Source organism: Tenacibaculum aestuarii (assembly GCF_964510395.1).
In the GTDB taxonomy this organism is placed as follows: Bacteria; Bacteroidota; Bacteroidia; order Flavobacteriales; family Flavobacteriaceae; genus Polaribacter; species Polaribacter aestuarii.
Genome location: NZ_CAZEFY010000003.1, coordinates 966,151 through 990,020 on the forward strand (window position 1 = coordinate 966,151; position 23,870 = coordinate 990,020).

Here is a 23,870-nt window from a genome sequence, read left to right on the forward strand (position 1 = left end):
TTTATCTGACATTTAAAATTAATCAGATGAAAAACACCTTTATCACACTAACTTTTTTGTTTCTTATTTATTCAACAAATCTCTATAGTCAAAAACCAGAGGAAGTAAATCTACTTAAGCTTGATAATACTTGGACAAAAGAAGTTTTTCCTTTCCCTATTAGTTTTGCTCAAAATATCAACTATGATGGAATGGCTGAAGTTAGATTTCCACCTAAAGGATGGAGTGACCCTAAACATCAAAATTTTTGGTCGTATACCTATGTATGGAATATTAATCATACTGAAGAAATTACAGCAAAAGAATTAGCTAATAATTTAGAAAAATATTTTGATGGGCTAAATAGAGTAGATGGTAAAAATAAATATAAAAAAGCTACAGCAACAATTTTAAAAATAGACAAAAAAGCTACAACATCTTTCTTTAAGGGAAGAATAAGAACATTTGATCGGTTTGCTACAAATAAAAAAATTTCTTTGAATGTTTTAATTGAAAGTACCTACTGTAAAGAAAACAAAAAAACAGTACTAGTATTTAAATTTTCACCTAAAAAGTTTACTCATAAAACTTGGAAAATGCTAAAAAGAATTGAGCTTGTAAATAACTATTGTAATTAACAATAATAAAAAAATCCTCAAATTTATCTGAGGATTTTACTTTTTACCTTGTTGTATTAATATTCAAAAGTTCCGTATTCACTTTTGATGGTTAATTGCTTTTTATCCGAAGCTTCTACTCTACCAACAACCTGTGCATTTACATTGAATGATTTTGAAATCGCTATGATATCTTCAGCAACTTCTGGAGATACATATAACTCCATTCTGTGTCCACAGTTAAATACTTGATACATTTCTTTCCAATCTGTTTTTGATTGCTCTTGTATCAATTTGAATAATGGTGGAATTGGGAACATATTATCTTTTACAATGTGTAAATTATCTACAAAATGTAAAATCTTGGTTTGCGCTCCACCAGAACAGTGAATCATTCCATGTACCTCTTTCGAAGAGAATTTTGATAAAATTTCTTTAATAATTGGCGCATAGGTTCTTGTTGGTGACAACACTAACTTACCAGCATCAATTGGCGAATCTGCTACCTTATCTGTTAATTTTGTATTTCCTGAATACACCAAATCAGAAGGCACTGAAGCATCAAAACTTTCTGGATATTTTTCTGCTAAATAGTTGTGAAATACATCGTGACGTGCAGAAGTTAATCCGTTACTTCCCATACCCCCATTGTATTCTTTCTCGTAAGTAGCTTGTCCGAAAGACTCTAAACCAACAATTACGTCTCCTTCTTTGATATTTGCATTATCAATTACATCCGAACGCTTCATACGAGCAGTTACTGTAGAATCTACAATAATGGTACGTACTAAGTCTCCTACATCAGCAGTTTCTCCACCTGTTGAATGAATCGTAACTCCGAATTCCTTCAACTCATTAATTAACTCTTCTGTTCCGTTAATGATTGCCGACAAAACTTCTCCTGGAATATTACTTTTATTACGTCCGATAGTAGAAGATAACATAATATTATCTGTAGCACCTACACATAATAAATCATCAATATTCATGATTAAAGCATCTTGAGCAATACCTTTCCATACAGAAATATCTCCTGTCTCTTTCCAGTACATGTATGCTAAAGATGATTTTGTTCCTGCACCATCAGCATGCATGATTAAACAGTAATCATCATCATTTGTTAAGTAATCTGGAACTATTTTACAAAAAGCTTTTGGAAACAATCCTTTATCAATATTCTTAATAGCGTTGTGTACATCTTCTTTAGATGCCGATACTCCGCGTTGTGCGTAGCGTTTAGATACTTCGTTACTCATGTGTTGTGTTGTTGTTGCCGCGAAATTACTTTAAAAACAGGAAACTATCAAAGTAAATATTGTTTTTTACTTCGTCTTTCATATAATACGGTATCTCTCCACACTCCATCTAACTGTGCTATTTTTTCTCGGTATCCTATCTTTCGAAAACCGTATTTAAGATGTAAATTAACACTTGCTTCGTTTTCAGGAAATAGACTTGAATACAAAGTCCAAATACCATTTTCTTCTGAAGATTTTATAACAGCTTCCATCAATAAACTTCCTATTCCTTTCCCTACCACTCCTTGTTTCACATATACACTTACTTCTGCTACTCCTCTGTATTCAAACCTTGTTGATACTGGGGCTATAGCACACCAACCTACTACTTCATTTACTTCCACAGCAATAAACCGAGAGTGTTGATAGTGTGACGCATTCCATTCTTCCCTACTAGGAACTTGAGTTCTAAAAGTAGCATTTTTAGTCTGGATTCCTTCCTTAAATATGACTGCTACTTCTTGCCAATGGCTTTGAGTGAGTTTTTCTATACTTATCATTATTACATACTTGACAGTCGTTTTTTAAAGCAAATACTTGACGACACCTCTTTATAGGGCTCATAGTTAGGTGTAATAATATACCCATTTCTTTGATACAGGTTTACCGCAGGCTCCATGGTTTTACTTGTTTCTAAAATAATTATATCAAACTGTTCCTGTCTTGCCCATTCTTCTAGCTCATTTAAAATACGTGTTGCTATATGTTTTCCTCTGCATGTTGGTTTAACGTACATTCGTTTTACCTCTACTGTTTTATCCTCAACTATTTTAAATGCTCCACAGCCTACAGGAACTGCATCTATATAACATACAATTACATGTTGTAATGTATCAACCGTATTAAGCTGTTTAAAAAATTCATCTTGATTACCATTAATTCCAGAGAGATATTTATCTAACTCTTGTACTAAAGCGATAAAATCCACATCTCTGGAATTGGTTCTCTTTAAGTTTACTAAGTTATTCATTACCTCGTAAACAGTAATTCTCTATACTTTGTTAAAGGCCAAAGATTATCATCTACCATTAATTCTAATTTATCGCAATGGTATCGAATTTCATCAAAATACGGTTTTACCTTATTGCAATACGCATCTGCATTTTTTTGTCCTTCTAGCTTATTCGCTTTTTTACGCTCTTCAATCATTTGTTCTACTTTAGAATTGATTTCAGCTATATGAAGCGATATTTTTTGAATTAAATCGATTTGCTCGTTAGCATACTTTTCAAAGTTGTTTCCAAAAATCTCTTTCAACCCTCTAACATTTTCTATCAATGTATTTTGATATTGAATCGCTGTAGGTATAATGTGATTTCTTGCAATATCACCCAATACTCTACTTTCTATTTGAATCTTTTTTGAATATTCTTCTAATTCAATTTCATGTCGAGCTTCTACTTCAACCTTATTCATCACTCCCATTTCTTCAAAAAGTGAAACTGCTTTTTTAGAAATTTTTGCTTTTAAAGCTTCTGGAGTAGTTTTATTATTCGACAACCCTCGTTTTTTTGCTTCCTTTTCCCAAGCTTCTCCATAACCATCTCCTTCAAATCGAATATTCTTAGATGCTTTAATGTACTCTCTTAACACATTAAATACAGCTTCATCTTTTTTAAGCTTCTTTGTATCAATTAACTTATCAACTTCTTCTTTAAACTCAATAAGCTGTCTTGCTATGATGGTATTTAATACGGTCATAGGTCCAGCACAATTCGCCCATGATCCTACTGCACGTAATTCAAATTTATTTCCTGTAAAAGCAAAAGGTGAAGTTCTGTTTCTATCCGTATTATCTAACAAAATCTCAGGGATTTTACCTACAATATTTAGTTTTAAGTCTGTTTTCTCCTCTGGTGATAATTTCCCTTTTGTTACATTTTCTAACTCATCTAACACCTCTGATAATTGCGTTCCGATAAAAACTGAAATAATCGCAGGCGGTGCTTCATTAGCTCCTAAACGATGATCATTACTAGCACTCGCAATTGATGCTCTGATTAACTCTTCGTAATCATGAACAGCTTTAATCGTATTCACAAAAAAGGTTAAGAACTGTAAATTTTTCATCGGAGTTTTACCTGGACTCAATAAGTTAACCCCTGTATTGGTAGATAAACTCCAGTTGTTATGTTTTCCTGAACCATTGATTCCTGCAAATGGCTTTTCATGAAATAGTACTTTGAATTTATGGCGTTGCGATACTTTTTCCATCACATCCATTAATAATGAATTGTGATCTACGGCTAAGTTTGCTTCTTCAAAAATTGGTGCTAATTCGAACTGATTTGGTGCCACCTCATTATGACGCGTTTTAACTGGAACACCTAACAACATACACTCATGCTCTAAATCGCGCATAAAATTCAACACACGTGTTGGTATTGACCCAAAATAATGATCATCTAACTGTTGTCCTTTAGCTGGAGCATGCCCTAACAATGCTCTTCCTGTCATCATAATATCAGGACGCGCTGCTGCTAAAGCCGTATCAATTAAAAAGTATTCTTGTTCCCAACCTAAGGTTGCGTTTACTTTTGTTACATTCTTATCAAAATACTTACATACTGCTGTAGCCGCAGTATCTACCGCTTGTAACGCTCTTAATAATGGTGCTTTGTTATCTAAAGCTTCTCCTGTATATGCAACAAAAACTGTAGGAATACATAAAGTTGTACCATAAATAAATGCTGGTGAAGTAGGATCCCAAGCAGTGTATCCACGTGCTTCAAATGTATTTCGGATTCCTCCATTAGGAAAACTAGAAGCATCTGGCTCTTGCTGTACTAACTGACCTCCATCAAACTTTTCCATGGCACCACCATCTATAGTTTCAAAAAAGGCATCGTGCTTTTCTGCTGTTGATCCTGTTAAAGGTTGAAACCAATGTGTATAATGCGTTGCTCCTTTAGACAAGGCCCAATCTTTCATACTTACCGCAATTTGATCAGCAGTTGTTCTATCTATCTTCGTTCCAAACTCAATTGCATCCATAACACTTTGGTATGCTTCTTTTGTCATATGTTGACGCATTGCTTGTTCGTTAAATACGTTTTTACCAAACAATTCCGAACGGCGTTCTTTTTCTTCTACAACGATAGGTTTTCTATGTAAAACCTCTTGTAATGCACTGAATCTTAAAACTGACATATATAATAAGGTATAAAAGTTAAACATTTCAAAAGTACATAATTTTTCTTTTCAAAACACACACCCCTAAAAAAGTAGGGGTTAAATTAACTTAAAGTTAATTTTAAATAAAAATACCCCATAAAATTTTGACAGAAAACAAAAAATACTCACTTTTGCACCGATTTTAATTCCATAACAACACAAAAACAAAAATCATGAGTAAATCAAAATTAGAATACATTTGGTTAGATGGTCATGAACCAACTCAAAACATGCGTAGTAAAACTAAAGTTGAAGAAAACTTTAGCGGTAAATTAGAAGACTGTTCTATGTGGTCTTTTGACGGAAGTTCTACTGAGCAAGCATCTGGAGGAGCCTCTGACTGTTTATTAAAACCAGTTGCTATCTACCCTGATCCAGCAAGAGAAAATGGATACTTAGTAATGTCTGAAGTTTTAAATGCTGACGGTACTCCACATGCATCTAATGCTCGTGCTGCTATTGACGATGATAATAATGATTTTTGGTTCGGATTTGAACAAGAGTATTTCTTAATGGACACTAAAACTGATTTACCTTTAGGTTTCCCTCGTGGTGGATTCCCTGGACCTCAAGGAAAATATTACTGTTCTGTAGGTGGTCGTTACACTTGGGGAAGAGATTTTGTTGAAGAGCATGCTGATTTATGTATTAAAGCTGGATTAAACTTCGAAGGAATTAATCAAGAGGTTGCTCCAGGACAATGGGAATTCCAATTATTCGCTAAAGGAGCTAAAAAAGCTGGTGATGAAATTTGGGTAGCTCGTTATTTATTAGATCGTTTAACTGAAAAGTACGGTTACTACATTGAATACCACCCTAAACCAATTAAAGGAGACTGGAACGGTTCTGGTATGCACGCTAACTTCTCTAACACTACTTTAAGAACTTGTGGTTCTAAAGAAACTTATGAAGCTATTTGTGAAGCATTCAGACCTGTTGCTGAAAAGCATATTGATGTTTATGGAGCTTATAATGATGAGCGTTTAACAGGATTACATGAAACTGCTCACGTATCTGATTTCAGTTATGGAGTTTCTGATAGAGGTGCTTCAATCCGTATTCCTATTATCACAGTTGAAAAAGGATGGAAAGGTTGGTTAGAAGACCGTCGTCCTGCTTCAAACGCTGATCCATACAAAGTAGCTGGAAGAATTATCAAGACTGTAAAAAGTGCTAAGATATAATTAACATACACCAACAACACAACTAACTAAAAAAAGCCGCTTAAAAGCGGCTTTTTTTTTATGTCTTTATTCTGCTTTATGAAATTGTTAGATACACAAAAGTAATATAAGAAGCTAACAATAAAACTCCATCTCTCCATCCTAAACGTAATCCTTTAGGAATAAACACTAAAGGTAATATTGCAAACGAAACACCCAACATCCAATAAATATCATTATTAATTAAACTATAAGCATCTGGCTTAACTTCTACTGGAGTAATCATTGCAGTGATTCCTAATACAGCTAAGATATTAAACACATTAGATCCTACAAGGTTTCCTAATGAGATGGCTTTTTCTTTCTTTAATACTGCAATAATTGATGCCGCTAATTCGGGAACACTTGTTCCTACTGAAACAACTGTAACTCCAATAATCGCATCACTTACCCCAAAATGTTGCGCCATAGTTATCGAACCATTAATCAATAATTCTGAACCTCCCCATAAACCTACACCTCCAATAGCTAAAAACAATGCTATTTTATACAATGGTAAATCCTCATCATCTTCTGGCATTTCATCAACAACAGCTTGTTTTTGAAAACGTAATAAATAGATTAAAAACACTACCAACATTCCAAATAAGATAGCTCCTTCATAAAACTGAATGGTTTTATCATTCACTATAAAAAAATACAGCATTACAGAAGCAATCATCATTACTGGCCAATCAGTCTTATAAAAACTTTTTTCTACATCAATTGAAGATAGTATTACTGTTATACCTAATACCAAACCTAAGTTTGCAATATTAGACCCAATAACATTTCCTACTGCTAGCCCTGTGGCTCCGTCTAAAGCAGATTTTATACTTACAATTAATTCTGGTGCCGATGTTGCAAACGACACTACTGTCATACCTATTACTATTTTTGGTATATGTAGTTTAAGTGACAAACCTACCGCCGCTTTTAACAGCCAATTCCCTCCTAAAACTAACAACGTTAAACCAATAATAATGTATAGAATGCTCATAAAATATTTTTTGGCGAAGATAAGGTTTTTACCAAGCAAATATGAAAACAAATTCAAGCTCCTGAACCAATAAAACCGTAATTAATTTACTTCTTTAACCTCTTACGTTTTGCACTATAAACTTTAAAACCTGTTATTAATAACACCAAAGGCACTAAACCAGAAACAAACACTAAAAACCTACCCAATATTCCTGCTATTTCTCCTATATGTATTGGATAAAATTGTGCCGCTATTCGATTATTATTGGAATCGAAATCAAAACTTGATAGTGTTCGTAATTTACCATGTTGATTTAACTCCATTTCTTTTGTCTTTCTAAATCCTGCTTTGATAAATCGATCTTTTATGTACCTTAGTTTATATACTCCTAAGCTATCTTTCGGATAATAAATAGCTCTTAAAGCATATTTTCCGTCAGTTTGTAGAACTGCTTCTTCTAATGAAAATATCTTTTCTTGTTTTGCTTTTCCGTCCAAGACTACTTTATCTGAACTATTAAAAATAGATAAAGCTGATTTATAGGTTTTATGATACGTGAAGTAACCTCCTGTAAATGCTATTACCAATAAAGGCAACAAAAAATAAATTCCGAATACTTTATGTAAATTGAAGTGAAATCGTTTCTTTTTTACCTTCCATTTCATCGTAAATCCTTTTGACAGGTTATTTTTATATGTTTTCCACCACATATAAAACCCAGTTGTTAACAAGAAAAAACAGAACAATAAAGCACTTGTACCAATAATATACTTACCAAATGTAGGTATTCCTAATGTACGATGTAGTTTCAAAAGTGTTTCAAAAAACGTTATAGACGCCGATTTTTCACCTAAAAAAACTCTAGTTTTCGGGTGATAATACAATGTTTTCCCATCTTTATAATTTATTGAAATTGTTTGCTGCTCTCTATAAGGCAAAAAAACCTTACTTACTCCTCCTTCATTTTTTACAGCTAAAAAATACGCAGAGTTTAAAATTGTTTTTTCTTTTATTTTAGAAAAATCTTCAACCTTTAATAATTTCGGATTCAGTAATGAATTTATTTCTGGCTGCCAAACATACAATGCCCCTGTTAAGCCTGAAAATGATGCAACAACCCCACAGCTAAGACCTAGCCATAAGTGTATTTTCCAAATTATTTTATGTATCTGCTGCAATTGATATCTTTTATTTTTAAAACCCAGAGTCTAAAATAAAACAGACACTGAGTTTATAATTTTGCAAATGTAAGATGTTATCAACTCTCTTAGAAGTTATACAACACACTTAATTTAGCGTTCGTTCCTTCACCTGTACCCGTAAAAGTTCTTAAAGGTGCTGCCCATTGTGATCTTGCTGGTAAATAATATTCATTTAACAGATTGTTTACTGCTAATGAAACTGATATATTTTCTTGCAACTTATAGTTCATAGACCAATTAAGTAAAGTGTATCCTTCTACTGGAAATTGTGTATGTCTAAACGTGTAATTATCGTTAGCATCTAAATACGGATTAAAACGACTTCTATCTCCTAAATTAGTCATACGTAAAGAAGTACTAATTTTGTTTGTCGGTAACCATGTTACATAAGCCGTTAGTTTAGGTGCCGAAATAACATCTCCTCCTAAATAGGTTAAGTTATTTTCATCACCCACATTGTGAGTAACACCTTCAACATAAGAATACGATGTTCCTACTTGTAATTTATTATCAAAAGCAGTATAATCTATTGCTATTTCTCCTCCATAAATATTTTGCGGTTTTTTAGAAGGTACAAAAGAATTAATATTTTCATCAAAAGTAACTCCTGTTCCTAAATTAGAAACACTGTAATATCCCACAGCTTCTAATCTGAAGTTATTGAACTTTGATAAAAATCCGAACTCATAGTTTTTAGTTACTGCTGGTTCTAATTGAATATCTTCAATATTATCTGCAGTTGCAGAGCGTAAAACAGAACCTAAATCGGCAATAGAGAAACCTTGAGAGTAACTTACATAAGGAATAAACTCTTGATGCTTAATATACCTAACACCAGCATTGAAAGCTAAATTATCAAACCCTATTTCTCCTCCTGTTACTGCTACTGAAGGATTAAAATTACCACCTCCTAAAGGTGAATATGGTAAGGTATTATAATCATCTATTGTAAGATTCATATCGTCATATCTTAACCCTGCTTTTAAAACCCATTCGTCATTAAATTTCACTGTAGACTGTATGTATTGTGCCCAACTAAACATATCGATATTTGGCACCCATAACCTACCATCTAACAACCCTTGATTGGTTTTATCTTTTAATAAATCTAAACCATAGGTTAACGAAACTTCTATTGATTCATTTGGAGTAAGTGTAGTGTTAAAATTTGGTCTTAAACCATATTTTTCTGCATTAATAACAGACTGACCTCCATTTTCAAATTTATCTGAATAAAAGAAAATGTTTTTTGTTTTTTGATAGTACACATCAGCTGTAAAATCTGTTGTTCCATCAAAAATATTATTTAAATCATATTTCAAGTTACCATTATACAGTTTAGATCCGGTAGGCTCTTCTCCTTCAATAGACCCTTCAATACCATAACCAGGTGTTAAAGTATAATCTCCATTCTCATTGTATACTTCAAAAGACCCTGGAACAGGTATAAATGGCGTATCTTGTAATGAATTGTATAAATTTCCTCCAATACTTATTTTTTGTCTATCAGATATTTCATACTCAAATTTAGCTAAAGCAGTATAAATTCTAGTATTATCTAACCCGTAAGTTGGAAGTATAACTTTACCATCTGCATCGTACTTGTTGCCTGTTTCCTCATAACTACCACTCACATAGTAGTTGAACTTATCTATTTTTCCTCGTAGTGATTGATAAGCACCAAACCCAAGAGCATCTTTCGTTTTTGCTAAGTTAGAAGTTCCCCAAATATTAGTTGTTCCTTCAATTTTCTCACTACTATTTGGCTTTTTAGTAATGTAATTTATAAAACCTCCATTTCCTCCATTTCCAAAAATAGATGTTGCTCCTTTTATAACCTCAACTCTGCTAATATCGTTAGGACTTACCGATTTTATTCCTAATTGACCGTTACGTAACGGAGTAGATTGCGGAACACCATCAATCATCACCAACAAAGAACGACCACGTAATGTTTGACCCCAGTTAGAAAAAGTTCCTGTAGATACAGCTAAACCTGGAACTGTAAATTCTAATATTTCATTAATATTGGTTGTTGAGTTTGACAAATCTACTAACTGCTTTTGATTTACTACAGTTATTGATGCTGGTATCTCTGAAAGATATTCTGAACGTCTACTTGCAGAAACAACTACTTCTTTTAAACTTTCTTCATTCTCTTTTAATACTTGTACGATTTCAACTGTACTATTTTGAGCAAATGTTATTTCTTTTGTTACAGTTTGAAATCCCACCATGCTAAATGTTACCTTCCAAACTCCTTCATTAATACCTGTTAACAATAAATTACCGTTAGAATCGGAAGTTGTTCCTTTTTGAAGATCTGATATAAATACATTCGCTCCATAAATTGGCTGACCTTGCTCATCTTTTATCTGTCCTTTTAAACTAGATTGCGCAAACAGCCCAGAGGTTAATAACAACGTAGTTATCAATACGTAAATTCTCATTATTTTTTATTTAGATTTAATTTAAATTGCAAATATATCTTCTCTAAATTTATTAGCAAACATTAATTAAAAAAACTTCCTTCTTAACTAAAACAAAAAAATCAAACCTCTAAAAATGAGGCAAAAAAAGACCTAATTCCCTTTGCTTTTTAAAAAGCCGAAAAAAACAGCCTTTAAAACATTACAAATTAAAACAATAAGTATAATTTTTAATTACAATTAAAAACAAAAATAAAGAATCAATAATTACACATTAAAACTATACTAACTTTTTTAACTTCAATTGTATATTCTAATTAATTAAATCTTATCTGAAAATTTGGTAAGCATCTTCTCCTTGCTATATATTCATAAAACAATTCCGGAATTGATAAAGAATTATCAACTAAAAAACATTAAAACTTAAATGATTACAATCGCATTAAAACTAATTCTCTTAACAATTAAAATTGCTGAATTACTATTAGACTTGATTTTTTAATCTTTCTTATTATTTACAAAACGATGTCATTTTGAGCGAAGTAAAGTGAGCTTCGCTCATCATAACTCATTATTTTTCGTTATTTTTGATATAGAATCCACAACTAATGAAAAAAAGCATTTTTAAGTTATTAGCTAAGCTAAACAAAGCGCTATTACCCTCTTTTACTAAAAAAGAGTTGGATGTTACCAAAGCTTCAAAATTTCAGTTGGCAATTATTGGATGGCGAGCTTATGTTACTATAAATTCTTTGGACTAAAACTTATATATTATGAACAAGCATGTAAAAGTTTTTTCGGGAACTCAAATCTTTGTTGGCCGATTAAGTCAACTACTTGATGAAATTAATGTTCCATATTTAATTAAAGATAATAAAGAATCTGGGAGATTGGCTGGTTTCGGTACTTTAGGTAATTCAGTTGATGTATTTATCTATGAATCAGACCTTGAAAAATCTCAGAGCACTATTGATAGTTTTAAAGAAGAAATAGCAGAAGACAAATAAATTAAAAAAGGTGAAAAAAAATATTTTTTTACTTTACAATTTAAAAAACATTCTTATATTTGCACCCGCAAAACGGCCTCGTAGCATAACTGAATAGTGCACTTGATTACGGCTCAAGAGGTTGCAGGTTTGAATCCTGCCGAGGTCACAAAAACCCTGTTAGTTTTCTAACAGGGTTTTATTTTTAATAGCTTGAAGTTATATTTAACCTAGTACATCTTCCAATACTTCTATATCAAAATTATAAGACCTCACTAATTTGATAATTCTAGCAACGTTAATTTTTTCGTTAGCAATTTCTATTCGAAGAATATTATCGCAATCCTCCAGATCAAAATTAATTAGGCAACCTGGAAACTTCTTTTGAAGTTCTCTTAAAAGATGTTTTTCATCTTCAATTAATGCTACTGACGTTTTAAAAACTTCTACCATTAAATAACAGCATTAAAATTAACTGTATTGCTCGTTATAATTAATCATCCAATGGACACCAAACTTATCTACAAAACTTCCATAATAATCTCCCCAAAACTGATCTTCCATAGGCATTTCAATTTTTCCATCTACAGATAAACCATTAAACAGACGATCTGCTTCTTCTCGACTTTCAGGGTGCAATGAAATATAATTATTATTTCCTTTGTTTAGCTTATGCCCCATAGAAGGAACTGTATCTGACGCCATTAAAATAGTGTCTTTTGATAATGGTAACGAAATATGCATTGTACGTTTTCTCTCATTTTCTGGTAATTTTTCTACATCTGGAGCATCACTCATTTTCATATTTGCAATGAATTCACCGCCAAATACTGATTTGTAAAAATTGAATGCTTGTTCTGCATCTCCGTCAAAATTTAAATAAGGATTTACTTTCATTTTTCTTGTTTTTAAGGTTATTTTTATTCTAAATTTTTCTTTTCTGTTAATTCTTTTATTTTACTCATTGCCTTGGGCCATGTATTTAAAAAGAAGTCTTTATACCCTTCAACTACATCCATTTTAACTGTTAATTGCGTTTTATTGTTCTTAACAGACTCTAACATATATGCTTCTGTAGCTCCTGCCCACTCTTTTGCTTCCTTGCTTTCAAGGCTTTCTATATTATTTTCAATAATTCCTAAATGCTCAAATAGCATATATTCATTTGTAATCTTTTTTTTGATTCTACTTACCATTCCTCTACCATCAGTTGTAAGAAATAACACCTTACTACCTTCTTTCCAATCTGTTTTTGCATAAGACCCTTCTGAGAAAATTGCTGTCCACTGAGGATACGTTTTATCATCCCAAAGAACCTTCCACACCTTTTCGGGGTTAGCATTTATAATTATTGTAAACTCTTGTTGTTCTTTCATAACTAATATTACCTTTTATTCAAATTACAAAATAGGTTGAATAAGTGCCCATCTAAATCTTCAAACACACAAATATAATAACCGTTATCGTCGTAAAATTTTTTCTTATCTTTTCTAGGGTCAAAACGAATATCTCCTCCTGCTTTAATTATTTTACTTATTAATACATTAATTTCTTCTTTGCTTTTTGCCGAAAGTGTAAACATTATTTCATTACCGTTATTAAGGCTTGTTATCTCTCCTTCAAAACTTTCTTTTAACTTTTCCTTTTTAAAAAAGTGGATTACAAACTCATCATCTCCAAATAAAAAACTTACTATTTCGTTCGTAGGAGTTCCATTAAGTTTAAAACCTAATCCTTGATAGAACTTTTGTGTACGTTCTACATCTTCTACTCCTAAGTTAGCCCATATTTTCATTATTTTATAATTTTAGACTTCTAATAATTTGTTTTATTTGGTAAATATGACGCTTTGTATGCACTGTATTAAACCCTATCCACTCAAGTCGCGTAAACGCCCCTAATTCAGGAATTTTAAAGTCTAAACAGAGTTTTGACAGATCTGCTTTCCTTGAGAAATCGTTCACCCATTGTATTTTACTTTTTAACTCGATCAATAAGTTTTCTTTATCAATAAATTCTTCAGTAGGTATAATTTCTTTAGGTGAACTCATCTTTACATCAAGGTTTAAAAAAAGCTTCTGTACTTCTTGTAACTTTTCATTTGGACTACGCTTAGTTTCTTTCACTTTTCCTTTCAAAACTTCAGATAATGCATACGATTTATTAAGGTGCTCTCCTATTTGCGCTGCTGTCCAACCGCCTTCTTTTGTCTTTTTATTCAGTTCTTCTTCTGTTAACAATGATAGCAACCTCAACAGTTCCTTGGTTGTGATATAATATTCATTTAAAACTTCTTCTTCCATACCTTAATTATTTGATAACCAAATATAAAAGGTCTTTTTCATACTTCAAAGGTACGTTCCCGACAATACCAAGGGTTGATTGCGACAATTGCTTATCTTATATTTGAAATGGTTTAATCTCTTGAAAAACAACTCATGAAACATATTTCTATTCTTGTACCTGAAGGTGATTCTAGTTTGAGTAATTTAGAAGCTACTTATAAGATGTTTACCATGGCTAATGACGCTTTATTAAAAGCTGGCAAACAACCAATGTTTACAACACATCTTGTTGGCACACATAAAAAGGCAAGGTTAAGTAACGGACTATTTAGTATTATTCCTAACACAACAATTGCTGATGTACAAAAAACAGATTTGATTATCATTCCTGCTGTTCATGGAAATTATGCTCAATCAATTTCTAAAAACAGAGCTTTTATTCCTTGGATAAAAAAGCTACATGCTAACGGTGCCGAAGTAGCAAGTCTTTGTATAGGTGCCTTTATATTAGCTAGCACAGGCTTGCTTAACGGTCAAGACTGTGCCACTCATTGGCTGGCTACTGATGAATTTAGAAAAATGTTTCCTGATGTTAATCTTGTAGATGATAGAATTATTACTGATGAAAATGGCTTATATACAAGTGGCGGCGCTTATTCTTCTTTAAATTTAAACCTTTATTTGATAGAAAAGTTTGCTGGTCGTGAAATGGCTGTGCTTTCTTCTAAAATTTTTGAAATAGATATTAGTCGTAATAGCCAATCTCCTTTCATTATTTTTAAAGGACAAAAATCTCATAACGATGTCGACATTTTAAAAGTTCAAGAATATATTGAACAAAATTATCAGCAGAAAATAACTGTTGATGAGCTTTCTGAAAAAATAGCTGTAAGTCGTAGAACTTTTGAAAGACGCTTTAAAAAAGCAACTTCCAATACCGTTATAGAATATGTACAACGCGTTAAAATAGAAGCTGCTAAAAAAGAATTTGAGAGAGGAAATAAAACTGTTAATGAAATTATGTATGAAGTTGGTTATAATGACCCTAAAGGCTTTAGAGAAGTTTTTAAAAAGGTTACCAATATGACTCCTTCTGAATACGCTAACAAATATCGTAAGGCGGTTTATATCTAATTTCAACGATTCTGTTTTTCTGTTTTTTACAATACTTAACGTTTCTTAAACTGGCTTAAGTTTTAACTTTACAGGGAATAATACCTTTGGTTTATAAAATTAAAAATTATGAAACAAAGACTAAACATTCAAGAATTAGAGCCTAATGCTTATAATGCAATCTTAGAAATTTACAAATACCTTGAAACAACAACTCTTTCAAAAAAGAGTAAAAATCTTATAAAAATAAGAGCCTCACAAATTAACACATGTGCTTATTGTATAGAAATGCATACTATGGAGGCTTTAAAAAATGGAGAAGGGCAAAACAGAATTTTTGCGTTGAGTGCTTGGAGAGAATCACCTTTATTTTCTGAAGAAGAAAAAGCTTTATTAGCTGCTACTGATGAAATAACACAAGTAAGTAACAACGGATTAACAGAAGGAACCTTCCAAAAGCTTAAAAGTTACTTTAGCGATAATGAAATAGCACAAATTATTATACAAATAGGAGAAATTAATATTTGGAATCGTATTGCCGTGTCTACACAAATGTTTCAAGCTACCTCTAAGGTTTCGTAATATGTAATAATATTAATTTATCTAGTTTTCATCTAAGTTTCTATAAAGCTACCTAAATTTGGGTGGCTTTATTATCTTTCATTATATCCTTTACCTTCAATCATTTTGGGTATCGATTTTTCTATTCTCGATAAACGTGTTTTTGATTGTTTAGCTTGAGAAAAATACAGTAAATAACTTCTTTGTCTTCCTGGTGTTAATGCTTCAAAAGCTGTTTTTATAGCTGAGTTTTCTTCTAGAATTTCTTTAAACTCACTTACCATTTCAAACTCTGAAGTTTTCTTAGTTTTCACTTTTAAACCTGCTTTTTCAACTTCTATCGCTTCGAAAATATATCTTTTGATTTTTGGCATCAAATCTATAACCTCTTCAGGTTTTACAAACCTAACTTGACGAGCTGATTGTACATTTTCTGTTTGTTGAATTAAAACCTCGTCTGTATCTTTTAATAATGCACCTTTATGAAAAAGTAATGCACAATAATCTTTAAAACCATGAATTAACACTACGTTTTTTCCTTGAAATGTATAACAAGGATGCTTCCATTTAAAATCTTCCTCAAGACCACAGTCCAAACAAATTTGTCGTAACAGCTTTGTTTCTTCTTTCCATTTTTTAATGTTTTCTGTGTATTTATCAACTTTTTCCATTGCAACTTTATTTGTGTTCACTTTTAATATACTACTTCAACAAAAGTTTTTCTTAAATTATTATTTTTTTTGAGAGTATAATTTAAACAAAAAAAAGTGTAACGATTTTAAAATTTCGTTACACTTTTTTTTAGAATTAGTGATTAGACGTTTCGTCTGCTTTTACTTCACCTTTTAAGCTCATTTCCATTCCGTGATCATATTGACAACATCCTGGTAAGTTTCCGTAAGCTTCTTCATTTCCTGCTACTTTATCAGTATCATAACCTGAAGCTGCAATAGCATTGTGAATAGCATCTACATTTGTTTTAGAACCATCAAACGATACATTAACTTGCTTTCTTAACTTATCCCATTCTGCCGATGCTACTCCATCTACACCATTTACAGCTTTTTCGATAGTGCTTTTGCACATTCCGCAGTTACCTCTTACTCCAAAAGTTGTTGTAGTCATCGCTACTTCTTGAGCTGTTGTTTGCTCTGTTTGAACGTCTTTTGTTTCGGTTTCTTTTTTAGCTTCGTTTTTACAACTTACTAAACCAATTGTAGCTAACATGGCTACTCCTAAGATTACTTTTCTCATTTTGAATTGATATTTAATTATTATTTATTGTTTCTTTTACCTCACCACATTTCAGCATCATATCGCCAAAATACGGATTTAATACTTGTTTTTCTTTACTTAACCAATAGGCTCCTTTATCACTATCTGCCATAGGACAATATTGCTTATAGGTCACCTCATTAATTCCGAAAGACTGAACTGCCTTAATAAAATGATCTGACACTGTTTTAAAAAACTTTCTCTGCACATCTACATCTATTGTTTTAGCCATATCTGCACTTCCTTCTTTTAATACAGGAATCAATTGCATCCATTGTTTATGTGCTGCTTCGTTGGTTAGCAACTTCATATCTATTAGCTCAATACTTTTATTTAACTCAGCAGCACTTTCTTTTGCTTTATTCGCATCGGTCTTCACCAAAGCATCTTTTAATTTTATATAATCTTCATACGCTTTTTGCAATTGCTCTTTAAAGGCTTTAGGAGTACTAAAAGATTCTATAATCTCTTTGGTATGATTCATCATTGATTTCTTTCCTTGTAATTGAGCAGAGGCATCTATTGTAAACACACCATTCGTTACAATTTCTTCTCCTGGATTCAATCCTTTTTCTACTTGATAATTCTCTCCTACTCTTCCACCTAATATGACTTCGCGCATTTCAAAAACAGGCTTATCTGCTTCTGGCTTCACATATACAACTGAACGTTTTCCTGTCCATAAAACTGATGTAGCTGGAATACTTAATTGCTGCTCAGAATGTTTTTCTGTAGCCTGTACCTTCCCCGTAACAAACATTGCTGGTTTAAACTTTCCTTTATTGTTATTTAACACAGCACGCATAGTTATAGTTCTAGTTTCTGGGTTCATAACAGGATCTATAAATGAAACTTTAGCATTGAAAACTTCATTTGGATAGGCATTCGTTGTAATCGATATATTTTGACCTACTTTAAAATTACTAATTTGATTTTCATAGACGTCAAAATTCGCCCATACGGTACTCAAATTAGCTAGCTTTAACAATGCTTGCCCCTGACTTACATAATCACCTTGTTCAACTAGCTTTTCAGATACCGTACCTGTTACCGTTGCATACACAGGAAAGTTTTCCTTTACAACTCCTGTTTTCTCTATCTGATTAATTTGATTTTCTGACAGCTTCCATAATTTCAACTTATTTCTAACTGCTTTGTACAATTCTGGTTGATTTTCTTTTAAAGAAGCTGCTGTTAGTAACTCTTGTTGTGCTTTTACTAATTCTGGAGAATAGATTGTTGCAAGTAACTGTCCTTTATTTATTTTCTCTCCAGTAAAATTCACATTCAAACGCTCAATTCTTCCTGCAAAATAACTCACTTGTACTGCATTCGACTTTTCGTTTTCTGCTATTTTTCCTGATAATATAATTGTATTATCAATACTCATAGCATTACCTATTACAGTAGTTTGAACATTTGCTAAGGCTAATGCATTTTTAGTCAACTTAAACTGATTTGCCGCTAATCCTTCTGCTCCAGCTTCCGCAGGAATTAAATCCATTCCACAAATAGGACAATCTCCTGGTTCAGGTTGCATAATTTGTGGATGCATAGAACACGTCCACATTTTATTTCCTTCAGCAGTTTCACTTGCATGATTATGATTTCCTCCTTCAGAAGAACCTCCAAAGAGCAACCATCCTAAGGTTACCCCTACAATTAAAATTACTATATAAACTATATATTTTTTCATCTGTTTATTTTATTAAATAATTAATAATGGTACTTTGAGTATAATAAGTTACTTCTGATGTAATCATGTTTGTTTGAAACTTTAATTGTAACTCCTGAATATCTAACACATCATTAAAGTCGATTGTACCTGTCTCGTAACTTTTTACTAAAATTTGTTCAGCATTTTTTGCTTGCTCTAAATTTTTAAGTTGTGTTTTATGACTTATCATCGCTGCATTTCTATCTGATACAGCTCTATACAATACAGTTTCTAACGTATTGTATCGTTGTTGTTTTTGGAAAAGAATTTCTTCTTGCTGTAACTTATTTTGTTTTGTTACAGATGTATTCTTCTTATTGAAAATAGGTATTGATAATGATATCATTGGCATCACAATATCTTTCCCATTCTCAGCCATATCCATATCTGTACGTTCAGCCACATTTACATAATCAAGACCGAAACCAATCATAGGTTGTTTTTCTTTTTGATTTAATAATTCTGATTTTTCTACAGAAGTATACATTTTATCAAACTTTACCAACTCAGGGTGCAACTGTAAATTACTCGGCTGTATTTTAGCAGCCTCTGCCGGAATCGGTAAGCTATCTACAACGCTAATAGAAGTCATAATATCTTGATTTAATAATTTATTAAATGCTTTTTCTATCCCTGAAAAAGTTTCTACTAACACTTCTTTTTGTTGATTCAACTCATTCTGTCTTATCTGTAATCTTAACACATCTACCGCTGATGCCTTACCCACTCCTACAGAAGTCAACGCTAGCTTTTCATACGTTTTAAGCAATTCTATATTTTCATCCAATACGTTTTGCTTTGCTTTAAGTTCATAGAGTTTATAATACAATTGCGCTACCGAGGTCATTAACTTACGTTTTACAACCATCATGTCTTGATAGCTAGCATCAGCTAATGATGACACATAATTTTCTCTTGCTGATATAGTTCCAAAAAAAGGAATCATTTGTTTTACAGAGAGTTTAAATTTCTGCGGACCTGTACGCGTTTCTGGTTCACTCACAAAATATCCTGCTCCAAACTCAGTATTAGGCAAAGTATTTACTTCTTCCTTTTTTTCTGAAATACGCCTGTATTGTGCATCAAACTGCTGTACTTCTGGGCTATTTTCTAAAGCTATATTTATGTACTCTTGTAAATCTTGTCCTTGAACCGTAAAAACAAATAAACTAGAAAATAGAAACAGGACTATTTTATTTTTTATCTTAAAACTCATCTCTTTTCATTTTACGTTTTAATAAAAATTCTTCACGCCAGCTGTATAGTACAGGCACTATAAAATATGAAGTTACATCTATAATCATTCCTCCAAAAGCTGGTATTGCCATCGGAATCATAATATCACTACCTCTTCCTGTTGAAGTTAACACTGGCAACAAAGCTAAAATGGTTGTTGCTGTTGTCATTAAACATGCTCTAATACGTTTGTTTCCTCCGTGTAATGCAGATGCGCGAATAGCTTCAATTGTTTGAGGTTTATCTTTATCAAATGTTTGTTTTAAGTACGTTGCCATTACCACACCATCATCAGTTGCGATTCCGAACAATGCAATGAACCCTACCCAGACAGCGACACTCAAATTAATTGGATGCATTTGAAACAATTCTCGTAAATTCTCTCCAAAAACACTGAAGTTTAAGAACCAGTCTTGTCCATATAACCACATCATGATAAATCCTCCTGCAAAAGCTACTGTAATTCCTGTAAATACCATTAATGAAGTAGCTACTGAACGGAACTGGAAATACAGTATTAAAAAGATGATCATCAATGCTAATGGTACTACTACTGACAATGTTTTTTCCGCTCTTAATTGATTTTCATAAGTTCCTGTAAACTGATAGGATATTCCCTTCGGAACAACTAGTTCTCCTAAATCTATTTTTTGCTGAATGGCTTTTTGAGCATCTTCCACGACGTTTACTTCAGCAAAACCATCTAACTTATCAAACAACACATACCCGATTAAAAAAGTATCCTCACTTTTAATCATTTGTGGTCCTTGTTCATAACGAATCGTCGCCAATTCACTTAACGGAATTGGAGCGCCTTTAGCTACTGGCACATAAATATTTTCTAAATCGGTCGGGTTAGAACGTAGCTCTCTAGGATAACGAACACGAATACCATAACGCTCTCTTCCTTCTACTGTTTGTGACAACTGCATGCCTCCTACAGCTACTTTCAACACATCTTGTACGGTTTGAATCGTAATTCCGTAGCGCGCTAATTTTTCTCTATCAATATCAATTAACAAATAAGGTTTACCTACAATTCTATCCGCAAAAACTGCCTCTTTTTTAACTCCCTCAATCTCTTTTAAAACTCCTTCAAGTTCTACTCCAAAAGCTTCAATTTGTTTTAAATCTTGTCCTTTCACTTTAATTCCCATAGGAGCACGCATTCCTGTTTGTAACATTACCAATCGAGTTTCGATAGGTTGTAACTTAGGTGCAGATGTTACTCCAGGTAACTTAGTTACTTTTACTATTTCGTTCCAAATATCATTAGGAGACTTAATATTTGGTCTCCAATTACGATAAAACTCTCCGTCTTCATCTTCTATTAATTCATTTGAAGAAACTTCATAGAAAGTAACTTCTGAAGTCTTATCTGTCATATTTGGATTTGCAACCGCTTTGCCATTTTTCAACATAAATAACCCTTCTTCATTCATTCGATAACGTTGACGTTCTCCATCAGAATTTAACGCATATTCTGGCTTGTAGTTAATCACATTCTCATACATTGATAAAGGAGCTGGATCTAATGCTGAATCTGTTCTTCCTGCTTTACCCACAACCGTTCCTATTTCTGGAATATTAGCAACTGCCATGTCTAGTTGTTGCAATACTCGCTTGTTTTCTTCTACCCCTGAATGTGGCATAGAGGTCGGCATCAATAAAAATGACCCTTCATTTAACGAAGGCATAAATTCTTTTCCTGTATTCTTAAAAATAAGAAATCCACAGGTTAATACCGTTAATGGAATCATTGAAAACAACAACTTGTTATTCAACGCCCATTGTAATATCTGGTTGTAATATTTCTGAAGTAAACTAAAAAAACCTAGTAAACCGAAACAAATAAGCGCTACAAATAAAAGGTTAGTAACGATACTTTTGTCTACTCCTAAAGGTCTCCAATATTCTGCCAATAAACCAACAATTACTAATGCTGATATGATAATATTAATCGTATTTACTGAAAGTGTAAAATTATAGTTGGAAAACGAAAAATGAGTTATTGCTTTGCCTGAGTAATTACTCCAAAGTCCTACAGCTCCATAAGCCACTAATGCAATACCTAACCAATAACCGTAAAAAACAGCAGTGATACCTAACACTAATAAAAGACCATTCAAAACATACTTAAAGTTTTTTGTTAGGTCTTTTTTTCTGAATAGGACAGCTGCAAATGGAGGTATTAAAAACAATGCGACTATAATAGCAGCAATTAATGCAAAGGTTTTTGTAAACGCCAATGGACGGAATAATTTACCTTCTGCACCAATCATCGTAAATACTGGTAAAAAACTGATGATAGTTGTCATTACCGCAGTTACAATTGCTCCTGAAACTTCAGCTGTTGCATTGTAAACTAATGTATTTATCGGTAATTTATTCTCATCTCTCTCTAAGTGACTGATAATATTTTCGGAGAGTATGACTCCAACATCTACCATGGTACCAATAGCAATAGCAATACCTGATAAGGCTACAATATTTGCATCTACTCCGAAAGCTTTCATTGCAATAAAAACCATTAATACTGCCACTGGCAATAATCCAGATATTAATACAGAAGCTCGTAAATTGAATACCATTATCACAATTACCAGAATTGTAATTAATATCTCCAACGTAAGTGCCTCATTCAACGTATCTAACGTTTCATGAATCAACTCTGTACGATCATAAAACGGAACAATAGTTAATTGAGAAGTTCTACCATCTTTTAACTCTTTACTTGGTAAACCTGCACTTAACTCTTTAATTTTAGCTTTAACATTAGTAATTACTTCTAAAGGATTCGCTCCGTAACGAGACACAACAACCCCTCCAACTACTTCTGCCCCTTCTTTATCTAAAATTCCTCTACGAGGCGCAGCTCCTAGTTTTACATTAGCAACATCTTTTACCCTAATAGATGTATAATCCTCTGCTTTTACAACTGCATTTTCAATATCAGCAATTGATTTTATGTAACCTAAACCACGAACTAAATATTCTGCTTGATTTATTTCTATCGTTTGTGCTCCAATATCTTGATTACTCTGTTTAACGGCAGCTACAACTTGCTGTAAACTGATGTTGTACTGACGCATCAACTCTGGATTTACGTCAATTTGATATTCCTGTACATAACCTCCAATAGAACTTACTTCAGAAACACCATTTGCAGATGAAAGAGCATATTTTACATAATAATCTTGTACACTACGTAACTCATTCAAATCCCAACCGCCAGTAACATTTCCATCTTCATCACGTCCTTCAAGCGTATACCAAAAAATTTGACCTAAACCTGTTGCATCTGGTCCTAATGAAGGACTTACGCCTTCTGGTAATAAATTACTTGGTAGAGAGTTTAGTTTTTCAAGAATTCGAGAACGACTCCAATAAAAATCTACTCCTTCATCAAAAATTACATAGATGCTTGAAAGTCCAAACATAGAGGAACTACGTATGGTTTTTACTCCTGAGATTCCTAATAAAGATGTTGTTAATGGATAGGTTATTTGGTCTTCTATATCTTGTGGTGATTGTCCATCCCGCTTTGTGAAAACAATTTGCTGATTTTCTCCAATATCTGGTATTGCATCAACCGCGACAGGGTCATTTGGCAAAAAACCTGTATCTAAATTAAATGGTGCATTTACAGTTCCCCATCCTACAAATAAAACGAGTAATATAACTGCTACCAGTTTGTTTTCTATTAAAAATTTGATGCTTTTATTTAGCATAAAAAAATGATTTTAAACAATTAAACATTGATGTTAAAAAAACATCGAATAAGACAAATCATCCTATTGAAATTCTCAAAAGG

Annotated in this window: 23 protein-coding genes and 1 tRNA gene; 7 read left to right on the plus strand and 17 right to left on the minus strand. The window is 32.5% G+C overall.

The window, feature by feature from the left end:
• Positions 1 to 26 precede the first annotated feature (26 nt).
• Complete coding sequence (locus ACKTSU_RS10690) at positions 27 to 617, plus strand: hypothetical protein (protein ID WP_408036371.1); 591 nt, start codon at positions 27 to 29, stop codon at positions 615 to 617.
• A 56-nt stretch (positions 618 to 673) separates the two neighbouring features.
• Here the strand turns inward: ACKTSU_RS10690 and ACKTSU_RS10695 are convergent, their stop codons facing one another.
• Genes ACKTSU_RS10695 through ACKTSU_RS10710 form a run of 4 tightly spaced genes read right to left on the minus strand, consistent with a single transcriptional unit; the run spans position 674 to position 5,044 of the window.
• The gene (locus ACKTSU_RS10695; protein ID WP_408036372.1) at positions 674 to 1,852 is read right to left on the minus strand and encodes an AIR synthase related protein; all 1,179 of its coding nucleotides are present in this window, start codon (positions 1,850 to 1,852) and stop codon (positions 674 to 676) included.
• 47 nt (positions 1,853 to 1,899) lie between these two features.
• Positions 1,900 to 2,394 (minus strand): GNAT family N-acetyltransferase, encoded by a 495-nt coding sequence (locus ACKTSU_RS10700; protein ID WP_408036373.1) that lies wholly within the window; start codon positions 2,392 to 2,394, stop codon positions 1,900 to 1,902.
• 2 nt (positions 2,395 to 2,396) lie between these two features.
• The gene (locus tag ACKTSU_RS10705) at positions 2,397 to 2,864 is read right to left on the minus strand and encodes a GNAT family N-acetyltransferase (protein ID WP_408036374.1); all 468 of its coding nucleotides are present in this window, start codon (positions 2,862 to 2,864) and stop codon (positions 2,397 to 2,399) included.
• On the minus strand, positions 2,864 to 5,044 hold the full coding sequence (locus ACKTSU_RS10710) for a glutamine synthetase III family protein (RefSeq protein ID WP_408036375.1): 2,181 nt from the start codon (positions 5,042 to 5,044) through the stop codon (positions 2,864 to 2,866). Before ACKTSU_RS10710 ends, ACKTSU_RS10705 begins: the two co-directional genes overlap by 1 nt.
• 197 nt (positions 5,045 to 5,241) lie before the next feature.
• Between ACKTSU_RS10710 and ACKTSU_RS10715 the strand changes: the two genes are divergently transcribed.
• Positions 5,242 to 6,252 (plus strand): glutamine synthetase beta-grasp domain-containing protein, encoded by a 1,011-nt coding sequence (locus ACKTSU_RS10715; protein ID WP_408036376.1) that lies wholly within the window; start codon positions 5,242 to 5,244, stop codon positions 6,250 to 6,252.
• 76 nt (positions 6,253 to 6,328) lie between these two features.
• On the opposite strand, the gene ACKTSU_RS10720 is transcribed toward ACKTSU_RS10715, so the two are convergent.
• From ACKTSU_RS10720 to ACKTSU_RS10730, 3 genes are all read right to left on the minus strand, one after another.
• Entirely contained in the window at positions 6,329 to 7,270 is a 942-nt protein-coding gene (locus ACKTSU_RS10720) for a calcium/sodium antiporter (protein ID WP_408036377.1), read from the minus strand.
• A gap of 86 nt (positions 7,271 to 7,356) precedes the next feature.
• Positions 7,357 to 8,430 (minus strand): PepSY-associated TM helix domain-containing protein, encoded by a 1,074-nt coding sequence (locus ACKTSU_RS10725; RefSeq protein ID WP_408036379.1) that lies wholly within the window; start codon positions 8,428 to 8,430, stop codon positions 7,357 to 7,359.
• An 89-nt stretch (positions 8,431 to 8,519) separates the two neighbouring features.
• Positions 8,520 to 10,904, minus strand: coding sequence for a TonB-dependent receptor (locus ACKTSU_RS10730; protein WP_408036381.1), 2,385 nt, complete (start codon positions 10,902 to 10,904; stop codon positions 8,520 to 8,522).
• A gap of 587 nt (positions 10,905 to 11,491) precedes the next feature.
• On the opposite strand from ACKTSU_RS10730, the gene ACKTSU_RS10735 reads away from it, so the two are divergent.
• The 3 genes from ACKTSU_RS10735 (at position 11,492) to ACKTSU_RS10745 (ending at position 12,038) form a co-directional block, all read left to right on the plus strand.
• On the plus strand, positions 11,492 to 11,644 hold the full coding sequence (locus ACKTSU_RS10735; protein WP_274633914.1) for an SsrA-binding protein: 153 nt from the start codon (positions 11,492 to 11,494) through the stop codon (positions 11,642 to 11,644).
• Positions 11,645 to 11,656: 12 nt separating this feature from the next.
• Entirely contained in the window at positions 11,657 to 11,890 is a 234-nt protein-coding gene (locus tag ACKTSU_RS10740; protein WP_408036382.1) for a putative signal transducing protein, read from the plus strand.
• A 74-nt stretch (positions 11,891 to 11,964) separates the two neighbouring features.
• Positions 11,965 to 12,038, plus strand: a tRNA-Arg gene (locus tag ACKTSU_RS10745).
• 56 nt (positions 12,039 to 12,094) lie between these two features.
• Here ACKTSU_RS10745 and ACKTSU_RS10750 read toward each other — a convergent pair.
• From ACKTSU_RS10750 to ACKTSU_RS10770, 5 genes are read right to left on the minus strand one after another with little or no spacing between them, the layout of a single operon-like run.
• Positions 12,095 to 12,322 (minus strand): hypothetical protein, encoded by a 228-nt coding sequence (locus ACKTSU_RS10750; protein ID WP_408036383.1) that lies wholly within the window; start codon positions 12,320 to 12,322, stop codon positions 12,095 to 12,097.
• Between the two features lie 18 nt (positions 12,323 to 12,340).
• A complete protein-coding gene (locus ACKTSU_RS10755; RefSeq protein ID WP_408036384.1) occupies positions 12,341 to 12,766 on the minus strand; it encodes a VOC family protein in 426 nt (141 codons plus the stop codon).
• Positions 12,767 to 12,789: 23 nt separating this feature from the next.
• Complete coding sequence (locus ACKTSU_RS10760) at positions 12,790 to 13,245, minus strand: SRPBCC family protein (protein ID WP_408036385.1); 456 nt, start codon at positions 13,243 to 13,245, stop codon at positions 12,790 to 12,792.
• Positions 13,246 to 13,253: 8 nt separating this feature from the next.
• Positions 13,254 to 13,664 carry a VOC family protein gene (locus tag ACKTSU_RS10765; protein ID WP_408036386.1) on the minus strand — a complete coding sequence of 137 codons (411 nt, stop codon included), beginning with the start codon at positions 13,662 to 13,664 and terminating at the stop codon, positions 13,254 to 13,256.
• A gap of 4 nt (positions 13,665 to 13,668) precedes the next feature.
• Positions 13,669 to 14,172, minus strand: a complete 504-nt coding sequence (locus tag ACKTSU_RS10770; RefSeq protein WP_408036387.1) for a DinB family protein — start codon at positions 14,170 to 14,172, stop codon at positions 13,669 to 13,671.
• 135 nt (positions 14,173 to 14,307) lie between these two features.
• On the opposite strand from ACKTSU_RS10770, the gene ACKTSU_RS10775 reads away from it, so the two are divergent.
• Both ACKTSU_RS10775 and ACKTSU_RS10780 read left to right on the plus strand, forming a co-directional pair.
• Positions 14,308 to 15,288 (plus strand): GlxA family transcriptional regulator, encoded by a 981-nt coding sequence (locus tag ACKTSU_RS10775; protein ID WP_408036388.1) that lies wholly within the window; start codon positions 14,308 to 14,310, stop codon positions 15,286 to 15,288.
• 108 nt (positions 15,289 to 15,396) lie between these two features.
• On the plus strand, positions 15,397 to 15,849 hold the full coding sequence (locus tag ACKTSU_RS10780) for a carboxymuconolactone decarboxylase family protein (RefSeq protein WP_408036389.1): 453 nt from the start codon (positions 15,397 to 15,399) through the stop codon (positions 15,847 to 15,849).
• 71 nt (positions 15,850 to 15,920) lie between these two features.
• Here ACKTSU_RS10780 and ACKTSU_RS10785 read toward each other — a convergent pair whose 3' ends face one another.
• The 5 genes from ACKTSU_RS10785 to ACKTSU_RS10805 form a co-directional block, all read right to left on the minus strand.
• On the minus strand, positions 15,921 to 16,499 hold the full coding sequence (locus ACKTSU_RS10785; protein ID WP_408036914.1) for a YdeI/OmpD-associated family protein: 579 nt from the start codon (positions 16,497 to 16,499) through the stop codon (positions 15,921 to 15,923).
• Between the two features lie 136 nt (positions 16,500 to 16,635).
• The gene (locus ACKTSU_RS10790) at positions 16,636 to 17,082 is read right to left on the minus strand and encodes a heavy-metal-associated domain-containing protein (RefSeq protein ID WP_408036390.1); all 447 of its coding nucleotides are present in this window, start codon (positions 17,080 to 17,082) and stop codon (positions 16,636 to 16,638) included.
• Positions 17,083 to 17,095: 13 nt separating this feature from the next.
• Positions 17,096 to 18,799: an efflux RND transporter periplasmic adaptor subunit gene (locus ACKTSU_RS10795; protein ID WP_408036392.1), complete on the minus strand. Its 1,704-nt coding sequence runs from the start codon at positions 18,797 to 18,799 to the stop codon at positions 17,096 to 17,098.
• 4 nt (positions 18,800 to 18,803) lie between these two features.
• Entirely contained in the window at positions 18,804 to 20,036 is a 1,233-nt protein-coding gene (locus ACKTSU_RS10800; RefSeq protein ID WP_408036393.1) for a TolC family protein, read from the minus strand.
• Positions 20,026 to 23,787, minus strand: coding sequence for an efflux RND transporter permease subunit (locus ACKTSU_RS10805; RefSeq protein ID WP_408036394.1), 3,762 nt, complete (start codon positions 23,785 to 23,787; stop codon positions 20,026 to 20,028). The genes ACKTSU_RS10800 and ACKTSU_RS10805 overlap by 11 nt, the downstream gene beginning before the upstream one ends.
• Positions 23,788 to 23,870: the final 83 nt, after the last annotated feature.